Source organism: Rhodococcus sp. UFZ-B548, from assembly GCF_903819475.1.
GTDB lineage: Bacteria > Actinomycetota > Actinomycetes > Mycobacteriales > Mycobacteriaceae > Rhodococcus_F > Rhodococcus_F erythropolis.
This window is the reverse complement of the sequence record NZ_CAIJDS010000001.1, coordinates 200,376-214,521: the sequence shown is the minus strand read 5'-3', so window position 1 is coordinate 214,521 and position 14,146 is coordinate 200,376. Positions and strand designations below refer to the sequence as shown.

Below are 14,146 nucleotides of genomic sequence, written 5' to 3'. Positions count from 1 at the left end.
GGCGTGAGCAAAGACCGTCCCGCCCCCGATGCCCCTGAGCCCTTGTCGCCTCTGATCGACGCCCATACGCACCTCGACGCGTGTGGCGCACACGACGCTGCGACCGTGGCCGAAATAGTCGATCGAGCCGAGGCCGTCGGCGTCGGACGGGTCGTCACGGTGGCCGACGACCTCGATGCTGCACGCTTTGCCGTCGACGCTGCGAACTGGGATTCGAGGGTTTACGCAGCCGTCGCAATCCATCCGACCAGGGCGAACGTCCTGGATGCCGACACCAGGGTCGAGATCGAACGGTTGGCGTCCAATCCGCGGGTCGTCGCGGTGGGGGAGACCGGGCTGGATCTCTACTGGCCAGGCAAGCTCGAAGGGTGCGCCACGATCGAGGAGCAGGTCGACGGTTTCCGGTGGCACATCGATCTGGCGAAGCGTCTCGGTAAGACGCTGATGATTCACAACCGCGAAGCCGACCAGGACTTGCTGCGGGTGCTGAACGAGGAAGGCGCGCCGGAGACAGTGGTGTTCCACTGCTTCTCCTCGGATTCGGAGATGGCGCGGGAGTGCATCGCCGCCGGGTACGTGTTGAGTTTTTCGGGAACCGTGAGTTTCAAGAATGCGAAGGCGCTGCGTGAGGCCGCGCTGTTGGTGCCGTCGGATCAGCTGATCGTCGAGACGGATGCGCCGTTCTTGACGCCGCACCCGTTCCGCGGTGCGCCCAACGAGTCGTACTGCCTGCCGTACACAGTGCGTGCGCTCGCAGACATCCGCGGCGAGGATCCGCAGGCCCTGGCAGCGGCGTCCACGGCGACAGCGGAGCGCGTCTACAAGATCTGACGCTATTCTGGTTCGACAGGTAACTCCGCGCCCGGGATCGTCGTGTCCCGGTCCGTCTACTGCGCGGAGTATTTCAGATGAATGACTCCATCTATCCCTCCGACGTGTATCCCGACGACGTCGAACACACAGCCGAACAGTCCTCTCGATCCGGCTCGAGCGCGGCGAATTTCTCGAATCCCGGGAGGGAATGAAGGCGCACAGCTTCACTGAGCCGACGCCGGTCGACTCTTCGGTCCAGATCGTCAGCGTTCATGTCGACGCGGTCGAAGTCGAGTGCTGCGGACCGTTTCCTGTAGTCGGTGAACCATGCTCGTGGACATTGACACCGCGATCGCAGAACGACGCGTTCGACGGTTGGGTTCACGGCGGGATGCCGGCGTCGGGAGTCGTGACCACGGGTGTGGTGCTCGGGATTCTCGTGGTCACGACGACGTACGAGGAAGTCGGAAGTCCACGCATGTGGTTGCCCGTCGAAGGTAGCGAGACCTATCGAAGGGTCGAGGCCAGTCCTCGGTGGTTCCGAAGGTTCGGCGACTTCGACTTCGAGCCGCAGAATCGGATCGAGACCGGGCTGGTTGTCGAATTGGCCACCACCCGTGCGCCTTTCCGGTAGTCCCCACTACCAAAAAGGCGCACAGGGGGGCTTGCCCCTACAGGACCTTCGCCAGGAAGTCCTGGGTGCGCTGCTGCTGGGGGTTGCCGAACAGATTCTCCGGCTTGCCTTCTTCGACGATGTATCCGTCGGCCATGAAGATGACTCGATCGGAAACCTCACGGGCGAAGCCCATTTCGTGGGTTACGACGACCATGGTCATGCCCTGCTTGGCGAGGTCACGAAGCACCTGCAGAACCTCTCCCACCATCTCCGGGTCGAGAGCGCTGGTGGCCTCGTCGAAGAGCATGATGTCCGGGCTCATCGCCAGTGCGCGGGCGATGGCCACACGTTGCTTCTGCCCACCGGACAGGCTGGCGGGCTTGGCATCTGCCTTCTCCGCGAGACCGACCTGGCCCAGCAGTTTGACGGCGATCTCGCGAGCCTGATCCTTGGTCGATCGCCCGGTCTGCACCGGGGCGAGCATCACGTTTTCGACGACGCTCATGTGTGGGAACAGGTTGAAGTGCTGGAACACCATCCCGATGTGCTGGCGCACCTTGTCGATGTCGACGTCCTTGTTCGTGAGGTCGAACTGGTCGACGCGCACGGAGCCGGCGGTGATGTCTTCGAGGCGGTTGAGGCAGCGCAGGAAGGTGGACTTACCCGAACCGGAAGGCCCGATGACGCAGACCACTTCACCGCTCTTGATGTCGACGTCGAGGCCTTTGAGGACCTCGTTGTCGCCGAACGACTTCTTCAGTCCCTTGACCGAAATCTTGACCTCGGTGTCGGACTTGCCCATGTTGACGGCTGTTTCGGTCACTTGTTGATCCTCTTCTCGAGGCGGTTCGACAGCTTGGTGAGCGCCATGATGATGATGAAGTACATGACGCCGATGATCAGCCACATGTTGAACGACTGGAAGTTGCGCGCGATGATGATGCGCCCCGTCTGAGTGAGCTCGGCGAGTCCGATGACCGACAGGATCGACGTGTCCTTGAGGGTGATGACGAACTGGTTGATGTACGACGGGATCATCGTGCGAATTGCCTGCGGCATGATGACTTTTCGCATCGACTTCATGTAGCTGATGCCCAGGCTTCGTGACGCCTCCATCTGTCCCTTGTCGACGGACAAGATGCCGCCGCGGACGATTTCAGCCATGTACGCGCCGGCGTTGAGCGAGAGCGTGATGATGCCTGCGGTGAAGGCGGACATCTGGAAATGCAGGGCTGCCGGGATGCCGAAGTAGATGAAGAACGCCTGCACCAACAGCGGTGTGCCGCGGAAGATGTCGACGTAGGTCGTGCCTATACCTCGGACGAACATGTTGGTGGACACGCGGCAGAGACCGAAGATCGCACCCAGGACCAGAGCGATCGCGATCGAGACGACCGAGAGAACGATCGTCAACCACAGGCCCTTGAGGAGCTGGGGATAGGTGCTCTTGATCAAGCCGATGATGGAGTTGTCCGACGTCGACGCGCCCTGACCGAGGTAGGTCGAGACGATTTCGTCGTACTGGCCGTCGTCGCGCAGGTTCTGCAGTCCAGCGTTGAACATCTGGAGCAGTTCGGCGTTCTGGCCCTTGTTGACTGCGAAGCCGTAGCTCGCGCCCACCTCTTTTTCGGTGACCGTCTTGAGGCCGTTGCCCTGTGTGATGCCGTAGGCGAGGACGGGGTAGTCGTCGAAGACTGCGACGGAGTTTCCGGTGCGGACCTCGTCGTACATGCTGGCGGAGTCGGCGAAATAGACTGTGGTGAAGCCGTATTGGTCCTTGATGGACTCGGCGAAGCTGGCGCCCTCGGTGCCGTTCTTGACCGCGACGCGCTTGCCCTTCAGATCCTCGTACGACTTCACGTCGTTGTCGGTCTCGAGGACCGCCATCTGCACGCCCGACTCGAAGTACGGGTCGGAGAAGTCGAAAACCTGCTTGCGGGCGTCGGTGATGGACATGCCGGCGATGACGCCGTCCGCCTGCCCGGCTTGCACGGCCTGAAGCGCAGCGTCGAAGCCGAGCTGCTTGATGTCGACCTTGAAACCTTGGTCCTCGGCGATCGCGTTGAGGAGATCGATGTCGATGCCGACGAGTTTGCCGTCTTCGTTCTCGAATTCGAACGGGGCGAATGTCAGATCGGTGGCGATCGTGTAGGTGCGACCGGGTTGCGCGCTCGCGATTCCGGGGGCGAACAGCGCTGCGATCAGCGCCAGCAGGATGGCCAGGATCGGCCACCTGGCATTACGTGGTCTGTCGAATCTTCTTCGCACTATCGCCCAGCTTTCTTCTGTCGCGCCCGGGATCGCCGGACTGCTTTGAACCAGACGAGAACATACTGCGCCCAGAGCTGAATCGATACACGGGTATCGGAGCCGGAAAGTGCAGAACACACGACACGCCGTTGCCGTTCCGTGACAAAAGTCGCATTTCGTTGTGATTTGGTTGCCGATACAACGCTCGGTCGTTACCGTATTGTGATCGAACGTCGTCTGCCTTGGGATTTCCTGTGTCGCCTTTTGCCAAGATCAACTCCACGAAGTCACCACTTCTCTATTCAGTGGTGGGTGCGTTGCTTCTGACGCTCATTGTCGGAGGTGCGCTCGCCGTGGTTCGGCACAAGACGATCACCCTCGACGTCGACGGTGACATGATTTCGCTGTCCACGATGTCGAGCAGCGTCGGTACCGCTCTCGAGGACGCCGGATACCCGGTCGATCCCAAGGACGCGCTCGCTCCCAGCGCCGATTCCTCACTGTCCGACGGCGATACCGTCGTACTGCGACGTGCCCGTGAGTTGGCGCTGACCGTGGACGGTCAGCCGACGACCATCTGGACCACGGCATTGACGGTCGACGAGGCACTGAAGCAGGTAGATGTTTCCGACGACTTCGCAGTCTCGGCTTCGCGCTCGCATCGTCTGCCCCTCGAACGCACCGAGCTCGACGTCGTCAGCCCGAAGACCGTCAGCGTCAGCGACGGTGGTGCTCCGGCGGCCGAGATCAAGCTCGCCGCCGTGACCGTCGGTGATCTTCTCGCGGCCAAGAATGCGCCGCTCGAGCAGGCCGACTCGGTGGTTCCCACCGCTGACACACCCGTTACCAACGGCCTGACAATTCAGGTCACCCGCGACCGCACGGACACTCGCGTCGAGACGCAGCCGATCGCGCCGCCCGAGAACAAGGTCGAAGATCCCGAGCTCGAGAAGGACAAGACCGTCGTCGAAAACCCGGGTGTTGCCGGCGAGCGCACGGCCACCGTCGAGGTCAAGACCGTCAACGGCGTCGAGGCCAGACGAACCGAACTGTCCGCGACCGTGATCAAGGAACCGGTCGCAGCAGTGGTGAAGGTCGGAACCAAGCAGACGTCCGCGCCCGCTGTGTCCAACGCGTCGACGTGGGACTCCATTGCTCAGTGCGAAGCGACCGGAAACTGGGCCATCAACACCGGCAACGGTTTCTACGGAGGGCTTCAGTTCACCCAGAGCACCTGGGAAGCATTCGGCGGCGGGCAGTACGCAGCTCGCGCCGACCTCGCATCACGTGAACAGCAGATCGCTATCGGCGAGAAGGTCCGCGCCGGTCAGGGCTGGGGTGCGTGGCCGTCCTGCACCAGCAAATTGGGCCTGCGCTGACGCGCCCACACTCCACACAGAACTCAGGAACCCATGTCACCGTTCGCCAAGATCAACTCGACCAGGTCGCCGTTGTTGTACTCGGCGATCGCCGCTCTTCTCCTGACGGTTCTCGTGGGTGGCGTTCTGGCCGTCGTCCGGCACAAGACCATCACCCTCGACGTCGACGGTGAGCAGATTCGCCTGAGCACCATGTCGACCAACGTCGACGGCGCTCTCGAGGACGCGGGTTACCCGATCGGTGACAAGGACGCGGTTGCTCCCGCGGCCGACGCTTCGCTGTCCGACGGCGACACCGTGGTGCTCCGTCGTGCTCGTGAGATCACGCTGACGGTCGACGGTCAGCCGCAGAAGCTCTGGACCACTGCCTTGACCGTCGACGACGCGCTCAAGCAGTTGGATGTCTCAGCGGATGTGCACGTGTCGGCGTCGCGCTCGCAGCGTCTCCCGCTCGACGGCGCCGCGCTCGACGTCTTGACACCTGTCGTCGCAAAACTGGTCGACGGCGCAAACGCGGCGGCCGACGTGCGTATCGCGGCACCGACGGTGGGCGAGTTCCTTACGGCCAACGGCACTCCGCTCGAGCAGTCGGACACGGTGGTTCCCGCCGCCGACGCTCCGCTGACCGAGGGCCTCGAGGTCACGGTGACACGCAACCGCACCGAGAACAAGGTTGAGACCTTGCCGCTCGATCCGCCGGATCAGCGCATCGAGGATCCGACGATGAACCAGAGTCGCACGATCGTCGAGAACCCGGGCGTTCCCGGCGTGCGTGACGTGACGTTCGCCGTGAATCTCGTCAACGGTGTCGAGGCCGGACGTACACAGGTATCGGAGACGATCACCACACCGGCGCAGCCGAAGGTCGTGCGCGTGGGAACGAAGCCGGGCACCGAGGTGCCGCCCGTGGAGAACGGTTCGACGTGGGACGCGCTCGCGCAGTGCGAGGCCACCGGCAACTGGGCTATCAACACCGGCAACGGTTTCTACGGCGGCGTGCAGTTCGACCAGAACACGTGGGAACGGCAGGGCGGGTTGAAGTATGCGCCTCGCGCCGACCTCGCAACCCGTGAGGAGCAGATCGCGATCGCGACGCAAACGCAGCGCACTCAGGGCTGGGGCGCATGGCCGTCGTGCTCGGGTCGCCTCGGACTGGGATAAGTTCTACTGGTGTCAGACGCCGAACAATCGAACGAACCCATCGCTACTCCGCGCGGGCAGGCAGCCCTGCTCGGTCCGGTCGAGGTGCGCGCTCTTGCCGAGGAATTCGGTGTCCGGCCCACGAAACAGTTGGGGCAGAACTTCGTTCACGACGCCAATACCGTGCGACGCATCGTCACCACGGCAGGCGTCACTCGTGACGATGTCGTTCTCGAGGTGGGGCCGGGTCTCGGTTCGCTGACGATGGCGCTGATGGACGTCGTCGATCGTGTGATCGCGGTCGAGATCGATCCCAACCTCGCGGCTCGCCTCCCGAAGACGGTGGCCGAGCGAGCGCCGGAGCTTGCCGATCGACTGACCGTCGTCGAAGCGGACGCGATGCGTGTGCTGCCTTCACAGATTCCCGGCGAGCCGACCGCGCTGGTTGCGAACCTGCCGTACAACGTCGCGGTGCCGGTGCTGTTGCATCTGTTCGCATCGCTCCCGAGTCTGCGGACCGCACTCGTGATGGTGCAAGCCGAGGTTGCCGATCGCCTGGCGGCTGATCCGGGAAGCAAGATCTACGGCGTTCCCAGCGTCAAGGCCAACTTCTTCGGCGAGGTTCGCCGCGCCGGTGCCGTCGGACGCAACGTGTTCTGGCCGGTGCCGAAGGTGGAATCAGGTCTGGTTCGTATCGACCGGTATGCGGAGCCGCCGTGGCCGATGGACGAGAAACACCGCAAGCAGGTTTTTGCGGCGATCGACGCCGCATTCGCGCAGCGCCGCAAGACTTTGCGTGCCGCGCTCAGCGGGTGGGCAGGTTCGCCTGCCGAGGCCGAGCGACGGCTCCTCGCTGCCGGCATCGAGCCACAGACGCGTGGCGAGATGCTCGACGCAGCAGCCTTCGTTCGGCTGGCTGGAGGCGAATAGCCCCTGTGCGCGGTTAAGGAGTGCAGGGACTCCCTAACCGCGCACAGGGGCTTGCCCCCTTACTTGAACCGCCGCAACCTCAGGCTGTTGCTCACCACGAACACACTGCTGAATGCCATTGCGGCACCAGCGAGCATCGGGTTGAGCAGGCCGGCCGCAGCCAGCGGGATCGCAGCCGTGTTGTAGGCGAACGCCCAGAACAGGTTGCCCTTGATGGTCTTGAGCGTCTTGCGGGACAGTCGAATTGCATCGGCTGCCGACCGCAGGTCACCTCGAACCAGGGTGATGTCGCTGGCCTCGATTGCAACGTCGGTGCCCGTGCCCATCGCCAGACCGAGATCGGCCTGAGCCAGGGCCGCCGCGTCGTTCACGCCGTCGCCGACCATGGCTACGACGCGTCCTTCCGCCTGCAGCTTCTTGACGGCGTCGACCTTGTCCGCCGGCATGACCTCGGCGAAGACGGTGCTGATCCCGACCTGATCCGCCACGGTGCGGGCAACGGTGGCGTTGTCACCGGTCAGCAGAACCGGTTCGAGGCCGAGTGCCTTCAACTGCGCGATTGCTTCGGCGCTCGTGTCCTTGACCGCGTCGGCGATCACGAGGACGCCGTGCGCCTTGCCGTCCCAGCCCACCGCGATTGCGGTGCGCCCGGCCTTCTCTGCTTCAGCTTTCGCGTCACGGAGATTTTCCGGCAACGGCATCGACCAGTCGGCGAGCAGCGCGTCTCGGCCGGCAACAACGGCATGACCGTCGACCATTCCCTGCACGCCGCGACCGGCGACGTTCACGAAATCCTCGACCGCAGGCAATTCACCCACGGCTTCGGTCGCGCCCTTCGCGATCGCTGCGGCGATGGGGTGCTCGGAGCGATGTTCGAGTGCGCCGGCCAGCCGAAGGACCTCGTCGACGGTTGTTCCTTCGCCCACCACGGTGTCCAGCAATGTCATCTGACCGGTGGTGACGGTTCCCGTCTTGTCGAGCACGACGGTGTCGACTGCGCGCGTCGATTCGAGCACCTCGGGTCCCTTGATGAGGATTCCCATCTGGGCTCCGCGGCCGGTGCCCACCAACAGAGCTGTGGGCGTTGCCAATCCGAGAGCACAGGGGCACGCGATGATCAGGACGGCGACCGCAGCGGTGAATGCCATCTCGATGGGGTTGCCGGTACCGAGCCAGTAGCCCAGTGTCGCAACGGCAATCGCGATGACGACCGGTACGAAGATGCCGGCGATTCGATCGGCGAGGCGCTGAACTTCGGCCTTGCCGTTCTGGGCGTCTTCGACCAGTGCCGCCATCTGGGCGAGTTGGGTGTCGCTCCCGACTCGGGTGGCCTCGACGGTCAAGGTTCCACCGACATTGACGGTGGCCCCGACGACGGTGTCTCCGACACCGACCTCCTCCGGGACGGATTCGCCGGTCAACATGCTCATGTCGACGGCTGAGCGGCCTTCGGTGATGATGCCGTCGGTGGCGATCTTCTCGCCGGGCCGAACGATGAAGGAGTCGCCCGCTGCCAGTTCTTCGGCGGGGATTCGTACTTCGACGCCGTTTCGCAGTACCGCGACGTCTTTTGCACCGAGTTCCATGAGCGCGCGTAGTGCGGCGCCGGACGTGCGCTTGGACTTGTGCTCGAAGTAGCGTCCGGCGAGCACGAACGTGATGACGCCCGCGGCAACCTCGAGGTAGATGTTGGCGCTGCCGTCCATCCGGTCGACCGTCAGTCTGAACGCGTGTTTCATTCCCGCTTCGCCCGCGGTGCCGAAGAACAGTGCGTAGAGCGACCAGACGAACGCTGCGATGGTGCCCAGAGAGATGAGCGTGTCCATCGTTGCGGCGCCGTGACGCAGGTTGACCCAGGCAGCCCGGTGGAAGGGAAGGGCTGCCCACACGATGACCGGTGCGGCCAGCGTGAGGGAGAGCCACTGCCAGTTGTCGAACTGCAACGCAGGAATCATCGCCATCGCGATGACCGGCACGGAGAGCAGAGTCGAGATGATCAGGCGGGTACGAAGCTCGCGCAGATCACGATCCTGCGGGGTTTCCGCATCCGGGTCGACGGTGTCTGGCGCGCTGGGCGGTTTCGGGAGCGCTGCAGCGTAACCGGCATTCTCGACGGCGGTGACCAAATCTTCGACGGGTACCCCGTCCGGGAAGGTAACCTTGGCTTTTTCCGTCGCGTAGTTGACCGTGGCTGTGACGCCGTCGATCTTGTTGAGCTTCTTCTCGATTCGTGACGCGCAGGAGGCGCAGGTCATTCCGGTGATCGCGAGTTCGACGCTGCTCGAGTTGGCAGCATTGTCGACCGCAGTCGGTGACGTCATCAGTGCCCTCCCTCGTGATTGTCTGGAACTGAAGCTGTGGAAGTGCCTGCATCAACAGTGAATTCGGCGGTGCGAACCACGCCCTCGTGCTGGAAGTCGAGGAACAGTCGGTATATGCCTTCGCTCGGCGCCTGTGCGTGGAAGGAAATTTCAGGACCGGGAACAGTGACGCCGTCGCCCGGTTCACCCTCGGGGTGAACGTGCAGGTAGGCGAGGTCGCCGGTGCGAAGCGCAACAAGATGACCGTAGGCACCGAGGTACGGATCGAGATCGGTGACCGGGGCTCCGTCGCGAGCAACGCTCAGCGTGATCGGGCCGCCGGCAGTGGTCAGATCACCGTCGAGAGTCACGGTGTATCCGTCGACGGTTGCGGTCGCGCTCTTCGCGGGCAGCGGCGCAGGAGTGAATTCGCCTGCCACGTCGAAGTTTCGGCCGAGTGTCAGTTGGGTGCCGTCGGTGGGATCGAAGTCCGCGAAGACTCGGTAGGTGCCGGCGACGGGCCAGGTCCAGTCGATCGACCAGGTGCCGTCTGCGGCGAGAGAAGGATGTACGTGGCGGAATTCGCTGGTGTCGTTTCGGACGACGATGAGGTGGAGCTTCTTCTCGTGCAGGAGGTCGAAATCGACGACGGGCTTGTTGGTGCTGTCGAGAATCCGGAAGGTCAAGGTTCCCGGCTCCCCAGCTCGACCGGGTGCGGTCACGTCGGTGAGTGTGTATCCGCCGGAAGAGACTTCGAGCCCTGCGGGTGTCGCCGAATCCATGCCTGGCATCGATTCAGCGGTTGATTCGTGAGTGCTGTGCTGGGTAGTGGACATGTCTATCGGGCTTCCGATTGCGGCCCCCACGCCGAGGGCGGCGCCGAAGACGGCGACCAACCCTACGGCGTAGGTGGCAAGTGTTGTCGAGGTGCGCACGGCTGACTCAGCTTGGTACGACTGCGTAGCCGGCTTCGTCGACTGCTGCGACGACGTCGGCTGCGGAGACGGGGGCATCGCTGGTGACAACGACGCGTCCGCTCGCCAATTCGACATCCACCGCGGTTACGCCCGCGATGTTGCCGATCTCTTCCTTGACGGATCCGACGCAGTGTCCGCAGGTCATTCCGGAAACGGTGTATTCGGCGGTGGTCATCGCAGATCCCTTCGCTTGTGTAAAACTCATTTTACGGATACCCGGTGTAGGTATCTCCCTGGGACTGAAGGTACCCCCAGGGGGTATGCCTGTCAACGGGTTGAGCAGTGACGAAGGCCTCAGGGAAGACAACAGGGCGGATGTGTGGTCTACTTGTGTTGGTCGTAAGTGTTTGTGTTTGTGTTTCCACGCTCGCAAATGGTTAGGTTGCGAGCGTTTGGACATCCTCCACGGATTTGTCTCAGAACGGTCGTAGTAAGTGACCCGGGCGGTCGAAGCGACTGCCTGTTGACACTGTGTTAGAGGAGATTTACATGGCAGAGGGCATCGTGAAGTGGTTCAACTCCGAGAAGGGGTTCGGCTTCATCGCTCCCGAAGACGGCAGTGCTGACGTCTTCGTTCACTACTCCGAGATCCAGAGTGGCGGCTTCCGCACTCTCGAGGAGAACCAGCGCGTGGCGTTCGAGATCGGTCAGGGCAACAAGGGCCCGCAGGCCACCGGCGTTACCATCGTCTAAGACGTCCATGTGAGTCGGGCAACCGACGCATGACGTACTGACAAGACCCCAACTCTTCGGAGTTGGGGTCTTGTTGCATTTTGGGTGAAAAGTGCTCTCACGCATCGAGATAACGCTGAGCGGCCACTGCGGTTTCTGCTGCGATCGCGCGGCATTCCTCGCGGAGTTCGGGTGGATTCACAACGGTGAAATCGACGTCGAAAGCCCTGAGCCACATTGCGATCGACCGTAGGGAAGTGCCCGAAAGCACTATGACGCAACGCCCTTCGTCGGTGGACTCCACTGATCCCCACTGCTCATTGACCATTGGTGCTATCTGCTCGATGGGTGCATGCAGTAGAACTGTTGCGCGCGTGGAGGAATAAGCCCGGGCGACGCCGCGCGAAACGAAGTCTGCCGCGCCACCGGCCGGTAGTTCCCGCGGCGTGAACCGCGGACCGGTGGGAATCTTGGGTTCCATCCGGTCGACGCGGAACGACCGCCAGTCTTCGCGAGATAGATCCCAAGCCACCAGATACCACCGAACACCCGACCGTACGAGCCTGTACGGTTCCACCTCGCGTCGGCTCTGGGTGCCGTCGTGAGTGCGGTAGTCGAATCTCAAACGCTCGTGGTTGTGGCATACGGACGCGATGGCGGACAGTACCGACGCATCGACTGCGCTCGCGGCGGGCTCGCGTGGCACGACGTCGATCGACAGCGACTCCAGACGGTGTCGCAGCCTCGACGGCATGATCTGCCGCAGCTTCGCCAGCGCGCGCATCGAAGCCTCGCCGATGCCGACCACAGAGCCGGTCGCTCCGGACTGCAACGAGAGCGCCACCGCGAGCACTTCTTCGTCATCGAGCTGTAGCGGGGGCATCTCCGCGCCCGCTCCCAGGCGATATCCACCGCCGACGCCGACCGTCGCGTCGACCGGGTAGCCGAGATCGCGGAGGCGGTCCACGTCACGTCTGACTGTGCGCGGGGTGATCGCGAGCTTGTCTGCGAGTTCGGCACCGGACCAGTCTCGACGTGTCTGGAGCAGTGACAGCAACCGCAGTAGGCGAGCCGATGTCTCCTTCATGGCAAGAAGTCTGCCAAACATTTAGGACCCAACGCGTCCTCAATTGAATTTAGGTTGGTCCACATCCGACCAGTCGAGAAGAAATTGGGGCACATCATGAGTCGCATCAACAACGGCAGACCGATGATCGAGACGGAGGCGCTCACCAAGCACTTCGCCCAGGGCAAGAAACTCGTGGAAGCAGTCAAGGGAGTCACTCTCGACGTAGCGGAAGGCGAGTTGGTTGCCTTGCTTGGGCCGAACGGTGCCGGAAAATCGACGACGTTGCGCATGCTGACCACTTTGCTCGAGCCCACTTCCGGTACTGCGCGGATCGCAGGATTCGACATCGCTGCGGCACGAAACGAGGTGCGCTCCAGCCTCGGATACGTCGGACAGGGGAACGGAGCCGGCCACAACCAGCGGGTTCGCGACGAGTTGGTGACGCAGGGGTTGTGCTACGGAATGCCCAAGGGCGACTCGCAGGTCCGGGCCGACGAATTGCTGCGTGATCTCGAACTCACCGAATTGGGTACTCGAAAGGTCAGTACGCTGTCCGGCGGGCAGCGACGGCGGCTCGATATCGCTCTGGGCCTGGTCCATCGCCCACCGCTCCTGTTCCTCGACGAGCCGACCACGGGCATGGACCCGCAGAGTCGGGCCAACCTCTGGGACCACATCCTGCGGTTGCGGCGAGAGATGGGCACGACGATCGTGCTGACCACGCACTACCTCGAAGAAGCGGATTCGATGGCAGAGCGGGTCATCGTCATCGACGAAGGCACTGTAATCGCGGACAACACCGCTGCCGCACTCAAAGCGGATCTCGCGGGGGATCATCTTCTGCTCACCTTCGACAGTGCCGAAGCGGCCGCCATCGCGGCGTCGGTGGCCGAGCAACTTGTCACTGTGCGTGACGTCACGGTCGAGGCAAGCTCGGTGAGTATCCGTGCCGGCGAGGGTGATTCGACGCTACCGGTATTGCTGCGTGAAGCCGATACCCGCGGCGCCCGCGCAGTTACTGCCGACATCACCAGGCCGACTCTCGACGACGTTTTCCTCACTCTCACCGGCCGCAGCCTGCGCGAGAGCGCCGCCGCGGTTGCTTCCTAGAACTACGACGAAGAACTACGACGAACAGGAATCCGCCATGACAATCACACTCGATACCCCACGTAGCGCGCACGGCAACATTGTTCGAGACAGCGCGATCGTGATGGGCCGTGAACTGCGGCCGATGTTGCGTGACCCGGTCAGCGTCATCTTCAGCCTCATCCAGCCGCTGATCCTGTTGGCCCTGTTCGGGCCTCTGCTCAAAGGGGTCCCGGGTACCGGTGACGGCGTATGGAATTGGTTCATCCCCGGTGTATTGGTGATGATCGCGATCTTCGGCACGACGATGACCGGTTCCAACCTTCTGATGGAGATGCAGCAGGGATCCCACGAGCGAATGTTGGTGACTCCGCTCAGACGCTCGTCGTTGTTGATCGGGAGGGCATGCAAGGAGATGGTTCCGCTTGCGGCGCAGGCGATTCTGATCATTCTTGTTGCGCTACCGCTCGGATTGGACGTCAATGCAGCGGGCGCTGCGCTCGGAATCGTCCTGCTGGGAGTGTTCGGCGTCGGACTCGGTGCGCTCTCGTACGCTCTCGCTCTGGCTGTGCGGGAGCAGGATTGGATGTTCTGGGTCGTTCAGCAGACGCTGATGTTCCCGCTCCTGATCCTGTCGGGAACCATGCTTCCACTCGATGACGCACCAGGTTGGATGAAGGTCCTCGTGAACATCAATCCGCTGGGCTACGTCGTAGATGCCGAGCGGGCTCTCTTTGCCGGTGACTTCGCGTCGGGCAGCGTTTTGGCAGGAATCTTCGCTGCCGTCAGCGTGGCTGTGGTCGGGCTGGGGATAGGCGTGCGCGCGGTGAAATAGCGTGGGTGTGCTTGCTGTCGGATGGGGTGCGGCGGTCGCAGGTTTTCGCCCAGGTGTTCGCAGCGCCTATTGTTGT

Annotated in this window: 14 protein-coding genes; 8 read left to right on the top strand and 6 right to left on the bottom strand. The window is 62.9% G+C overall.

The annotated features are described in order from the left end of the window. The first annotated feature begins 3 nt into the window (after window positions 1-3). Entirely contained in the window at window positions 4-831 is an 828-nt protein-coding gene (locus tag H7C86_RS00995) for a TatD family hydrolase (protein ID WP_182260946.1), read from the top strand. A gap of 190 nt (window positions 832-1,021) precedes the next feature. Further along, window positions 1,022-1,447: a DUF6578 domain-containing protein gene (locus H7C86_RS00990; RefSeq protein ID WP_021345137.1), complete on the top strand. Its 426-nt coding sequence runs from the start codon at window positions 1,022-1,024 to the stop codon at window positions 1,445-1,447. A gap of 37 nt (window positions 1,448-1,484) precedes the next feature. Here H7C86_RS00990 and H7C86_RS00985 read toward each other — a convergent pair whose 3' ends face one another. Both H7C86_RS00985 and H7C86_RS00980 read right to left on the bottom strand, forming a co-directional pair. Further along, a complete protein-coding gene (locus tag H7C86_RS00985; protein WP_019744702.1) occupies window positions 1,485-2,252 on the bottom strand; it encodes an amino acid ABC transporter ATP-binding protein in 768 nt (255 codons plus the stop codon). Beyond that, window positions 2,249-3,697, bottom strand: coding sequence for an amino acid ABC transporter substrate-binding protein/permease (locus H7C86_RS00980; protein WP_020908609.1), 1,449 nt, complete (start codon window positions 3,695-3,697; stop codon window positions 2,249-2,251). The genes H7C86_RS00985 and H7C86_RS00980 overlap by 4 nt, the downstream gene beginning before the upstream one ends. A 236-nt stretch (window positions 3,698-3,933) precedes the next feature. Between H7C86_RS00980 and H7C86_RS00975 the strand changes: the two genes are divergently transcribed. The 3 genes from H7C86_RS00975 to rsmA are packed head-to-tail and all read left to right on the top strand — an operon-like array spanning window position 3,934 to window position 7,128. Beyond that, complete coding sequence (locus H7C86_RS00975) at window positions 3,934-5,058, top strand: resuscitation-promoting factor (RefSeq protein WP_182260945.1); 1,125 nt, start codon at window positions 3,934-3,936, stop codon at window positions 5,056-5,058. A 33-nt stretch (window positions 5,059-5,091) separates the two neighbouring features. Next, window positions 5,092-6,219 (top strand): resuscitation-promoting factor, encoded by a 1,128-nt coding sequence (locus tag H7C86_RS00970; RefSeq protein ID WP_021332325.1) that lies wholly within the window; start codon window positions 5,092-5,094, stop codon window positions 6,217-6,219. Window positions 6,220-6,228: 9 nt separating this feature from the next. Further along, window positions 6,229-7,128, top strand: a complete 900-nt coding sequence (rsmA, locus tag H7C86_RS00965) for a 16S rRNA (adenine(1518)-N(6)/adenine(1519)-N(6))-dimethyltransferase RsmA (protein WP_003946263.1) — start codon at window positions 6,229-6,231, stop codon at window positions 7,126-7,128. 59 nt (window positions 7,129-7,187) lie between these two features. Here the strand turns inward: rsmA and H7C86_RS00960 are convergent, their stop codons facing one another. From H7C86_RS00960 to H7C86_RS00950, 3 genes are read right to left on the bottom strand one after another with little or no spacing between them, the layout of a single operon-like run. Then, window positions 7,188-9,449, bottom strand: a complete 2,262-nt coding sequence (locus H7C86_RS00960; RefSeq protein ID WP_060939745.1) for a cation-translocating P-type ATPase — start codon at window positions 9,447-9,449, stop codon at window positions 7,188-7,190. Continuing rightward, window positions 9,449-10,363, bottom strand: a complete 915-nt coding sequence (locus H7C86_RS00955) for a hypothetical protein (RefSeq protein ID WP_046378969.1) — start codon at window positions 10,361-10,363, stop codon at window positions 9,449-9,451. The genes H7C86_RS00960 and H7C86_RS00955 overlap by 1 nt, the downstream gene beginning before the upstream one ends. 7 nt (window positions 10,364-10,370) lie before the next feature. Next, window positions 10,371-10,580 (bottom strand): heavy-metal-associated domain-containing protein, encoded by a 210-nt coding sequence (locus H7C86_RS00950; protein WP_003946267.1) that lies wholly within the window; start codon window positions 10,578-10,580, stop codon window positions 10,371-10,373. Window positions 10,581-10,894: 314 nt separating this feature from the next. Here H7C86_RS00950 and H7C86_RS00945 point away from each other — a divergent pair, with 314 nt between their 5' ends. Continuing rightward, window positions 10,895-11,098, top strand: coding sequence for a cold-shock protein (locus H7C86_RS00945; RefSeq protein ID WP_003946232.1), 204 nt, complete (start codon window positions 10,895-10,897; stop codon window positions 11,096-11,098). 97 nt (window positions 11,099-11,195) lie between these two features. Here H7C86_RS00945 and H7C86_RS00940 read toward each other — a convergent pair whose 3' ends face one another. Next, on the bottom strand, window positions 11,196-12,164 hold the full coding sequence (locus H7C86_RS00940) for a YafY family protein (RefSeq protein ID WP_019744696.1): 969 nt from the start codon (window positions 12,162-12,164) through the stop codon (window positions 11,196-11,198). A gap of 96 nt (window positions 12,165-12,260) precedes the next feature. On the opposite strand from H7C86_RS00940, the gene H7C86_RS00935 reads away from it, so the two are divergent. Continuing rightward, a complete protein-coding gene (locus tag H7C86_RS00935) occupies window positions 12,261-13,256 on the top strand; it encodes an ABC transporter ATP-binding protein (protein WP_092763140.1) in 996 nt (331 codons plus the stop codon). Window positions 13,257-13,293: 37 nt separating this feature from the next. Beyond that, on the top strand, window positions 13,294-14,070 hold the full coding sequence (locus H7C86_RS00930; RefSeq protein ID WP_019744694.1) for an ABC transporter permease: 777 nt from the start codon (window positions 13,294-13,296) through the stop codon (window positions 14,068-14,070). The last annotated feature ends 76 nt before the right edge of the window (window positions 14,071-14,146 follow it).

Excerpts from the sequence above, each read along its gene's own strand:
- H7C86_RS00990 (WP_021345137.1), top strand. The coding sequence starts at position 1,022 with ATGAAGGCGCACAGCTTCACTGAGCCGACGCCGGTCGACTCTTCGGTC.
- H7C86_RS00970 (WP_021332325.1), top strand. The coding sequence starts at position 5,092 with ATGTCACCGTTCGCCAAGATCAACTCGACCAGGTCGCCGTTGTTGTAC.
- H7C86_RS00960 (WP_060939745.1), bottom strand. The coding sequence starts at position 9,449 with ATGACGTCACCGACTGCGGTCGACAATGCTGCCAACTCGAGCAGCGTC.
- H7C86_RS00950 (WP_003946267.1), bottom strand. The coding sequence starts at position 10,580 with ATGACCACCGCCGAATACACCGTTTCCGGAATGACCTGCGGACACTGC.
- H7C86_RS00945 (WP_003946232.1), top strand. The coding sequence starts at position 10,895 with ATGGCAGAGGGCATCGTGAAGTGGTTCAACTCCGAGAAGGGGTTCGGC.
- H7C86_RS00940 (WP_019744696.1), bottom strand. The coding sequence starts at position 12,164 with ATGAAGGAGACATCGGCTCGCCTACTGCGGTTGCTGTCACTGCTCCAG.
- H7C86_RS00935 (WP_092763140.1), top strand. The coding sequence starts at position 12,261 with ATGAGTCGCATCAACAACGGCAGACCGATGATCGAGACGGAGGCGCTC.
- H7C86_RS00930 (WP_019744694.1), top strand. The coding sequence starts at position 13,294 with ATGACAATCACACTCGATACCCCACGTAGCGCGCACGGCAACATTGTT.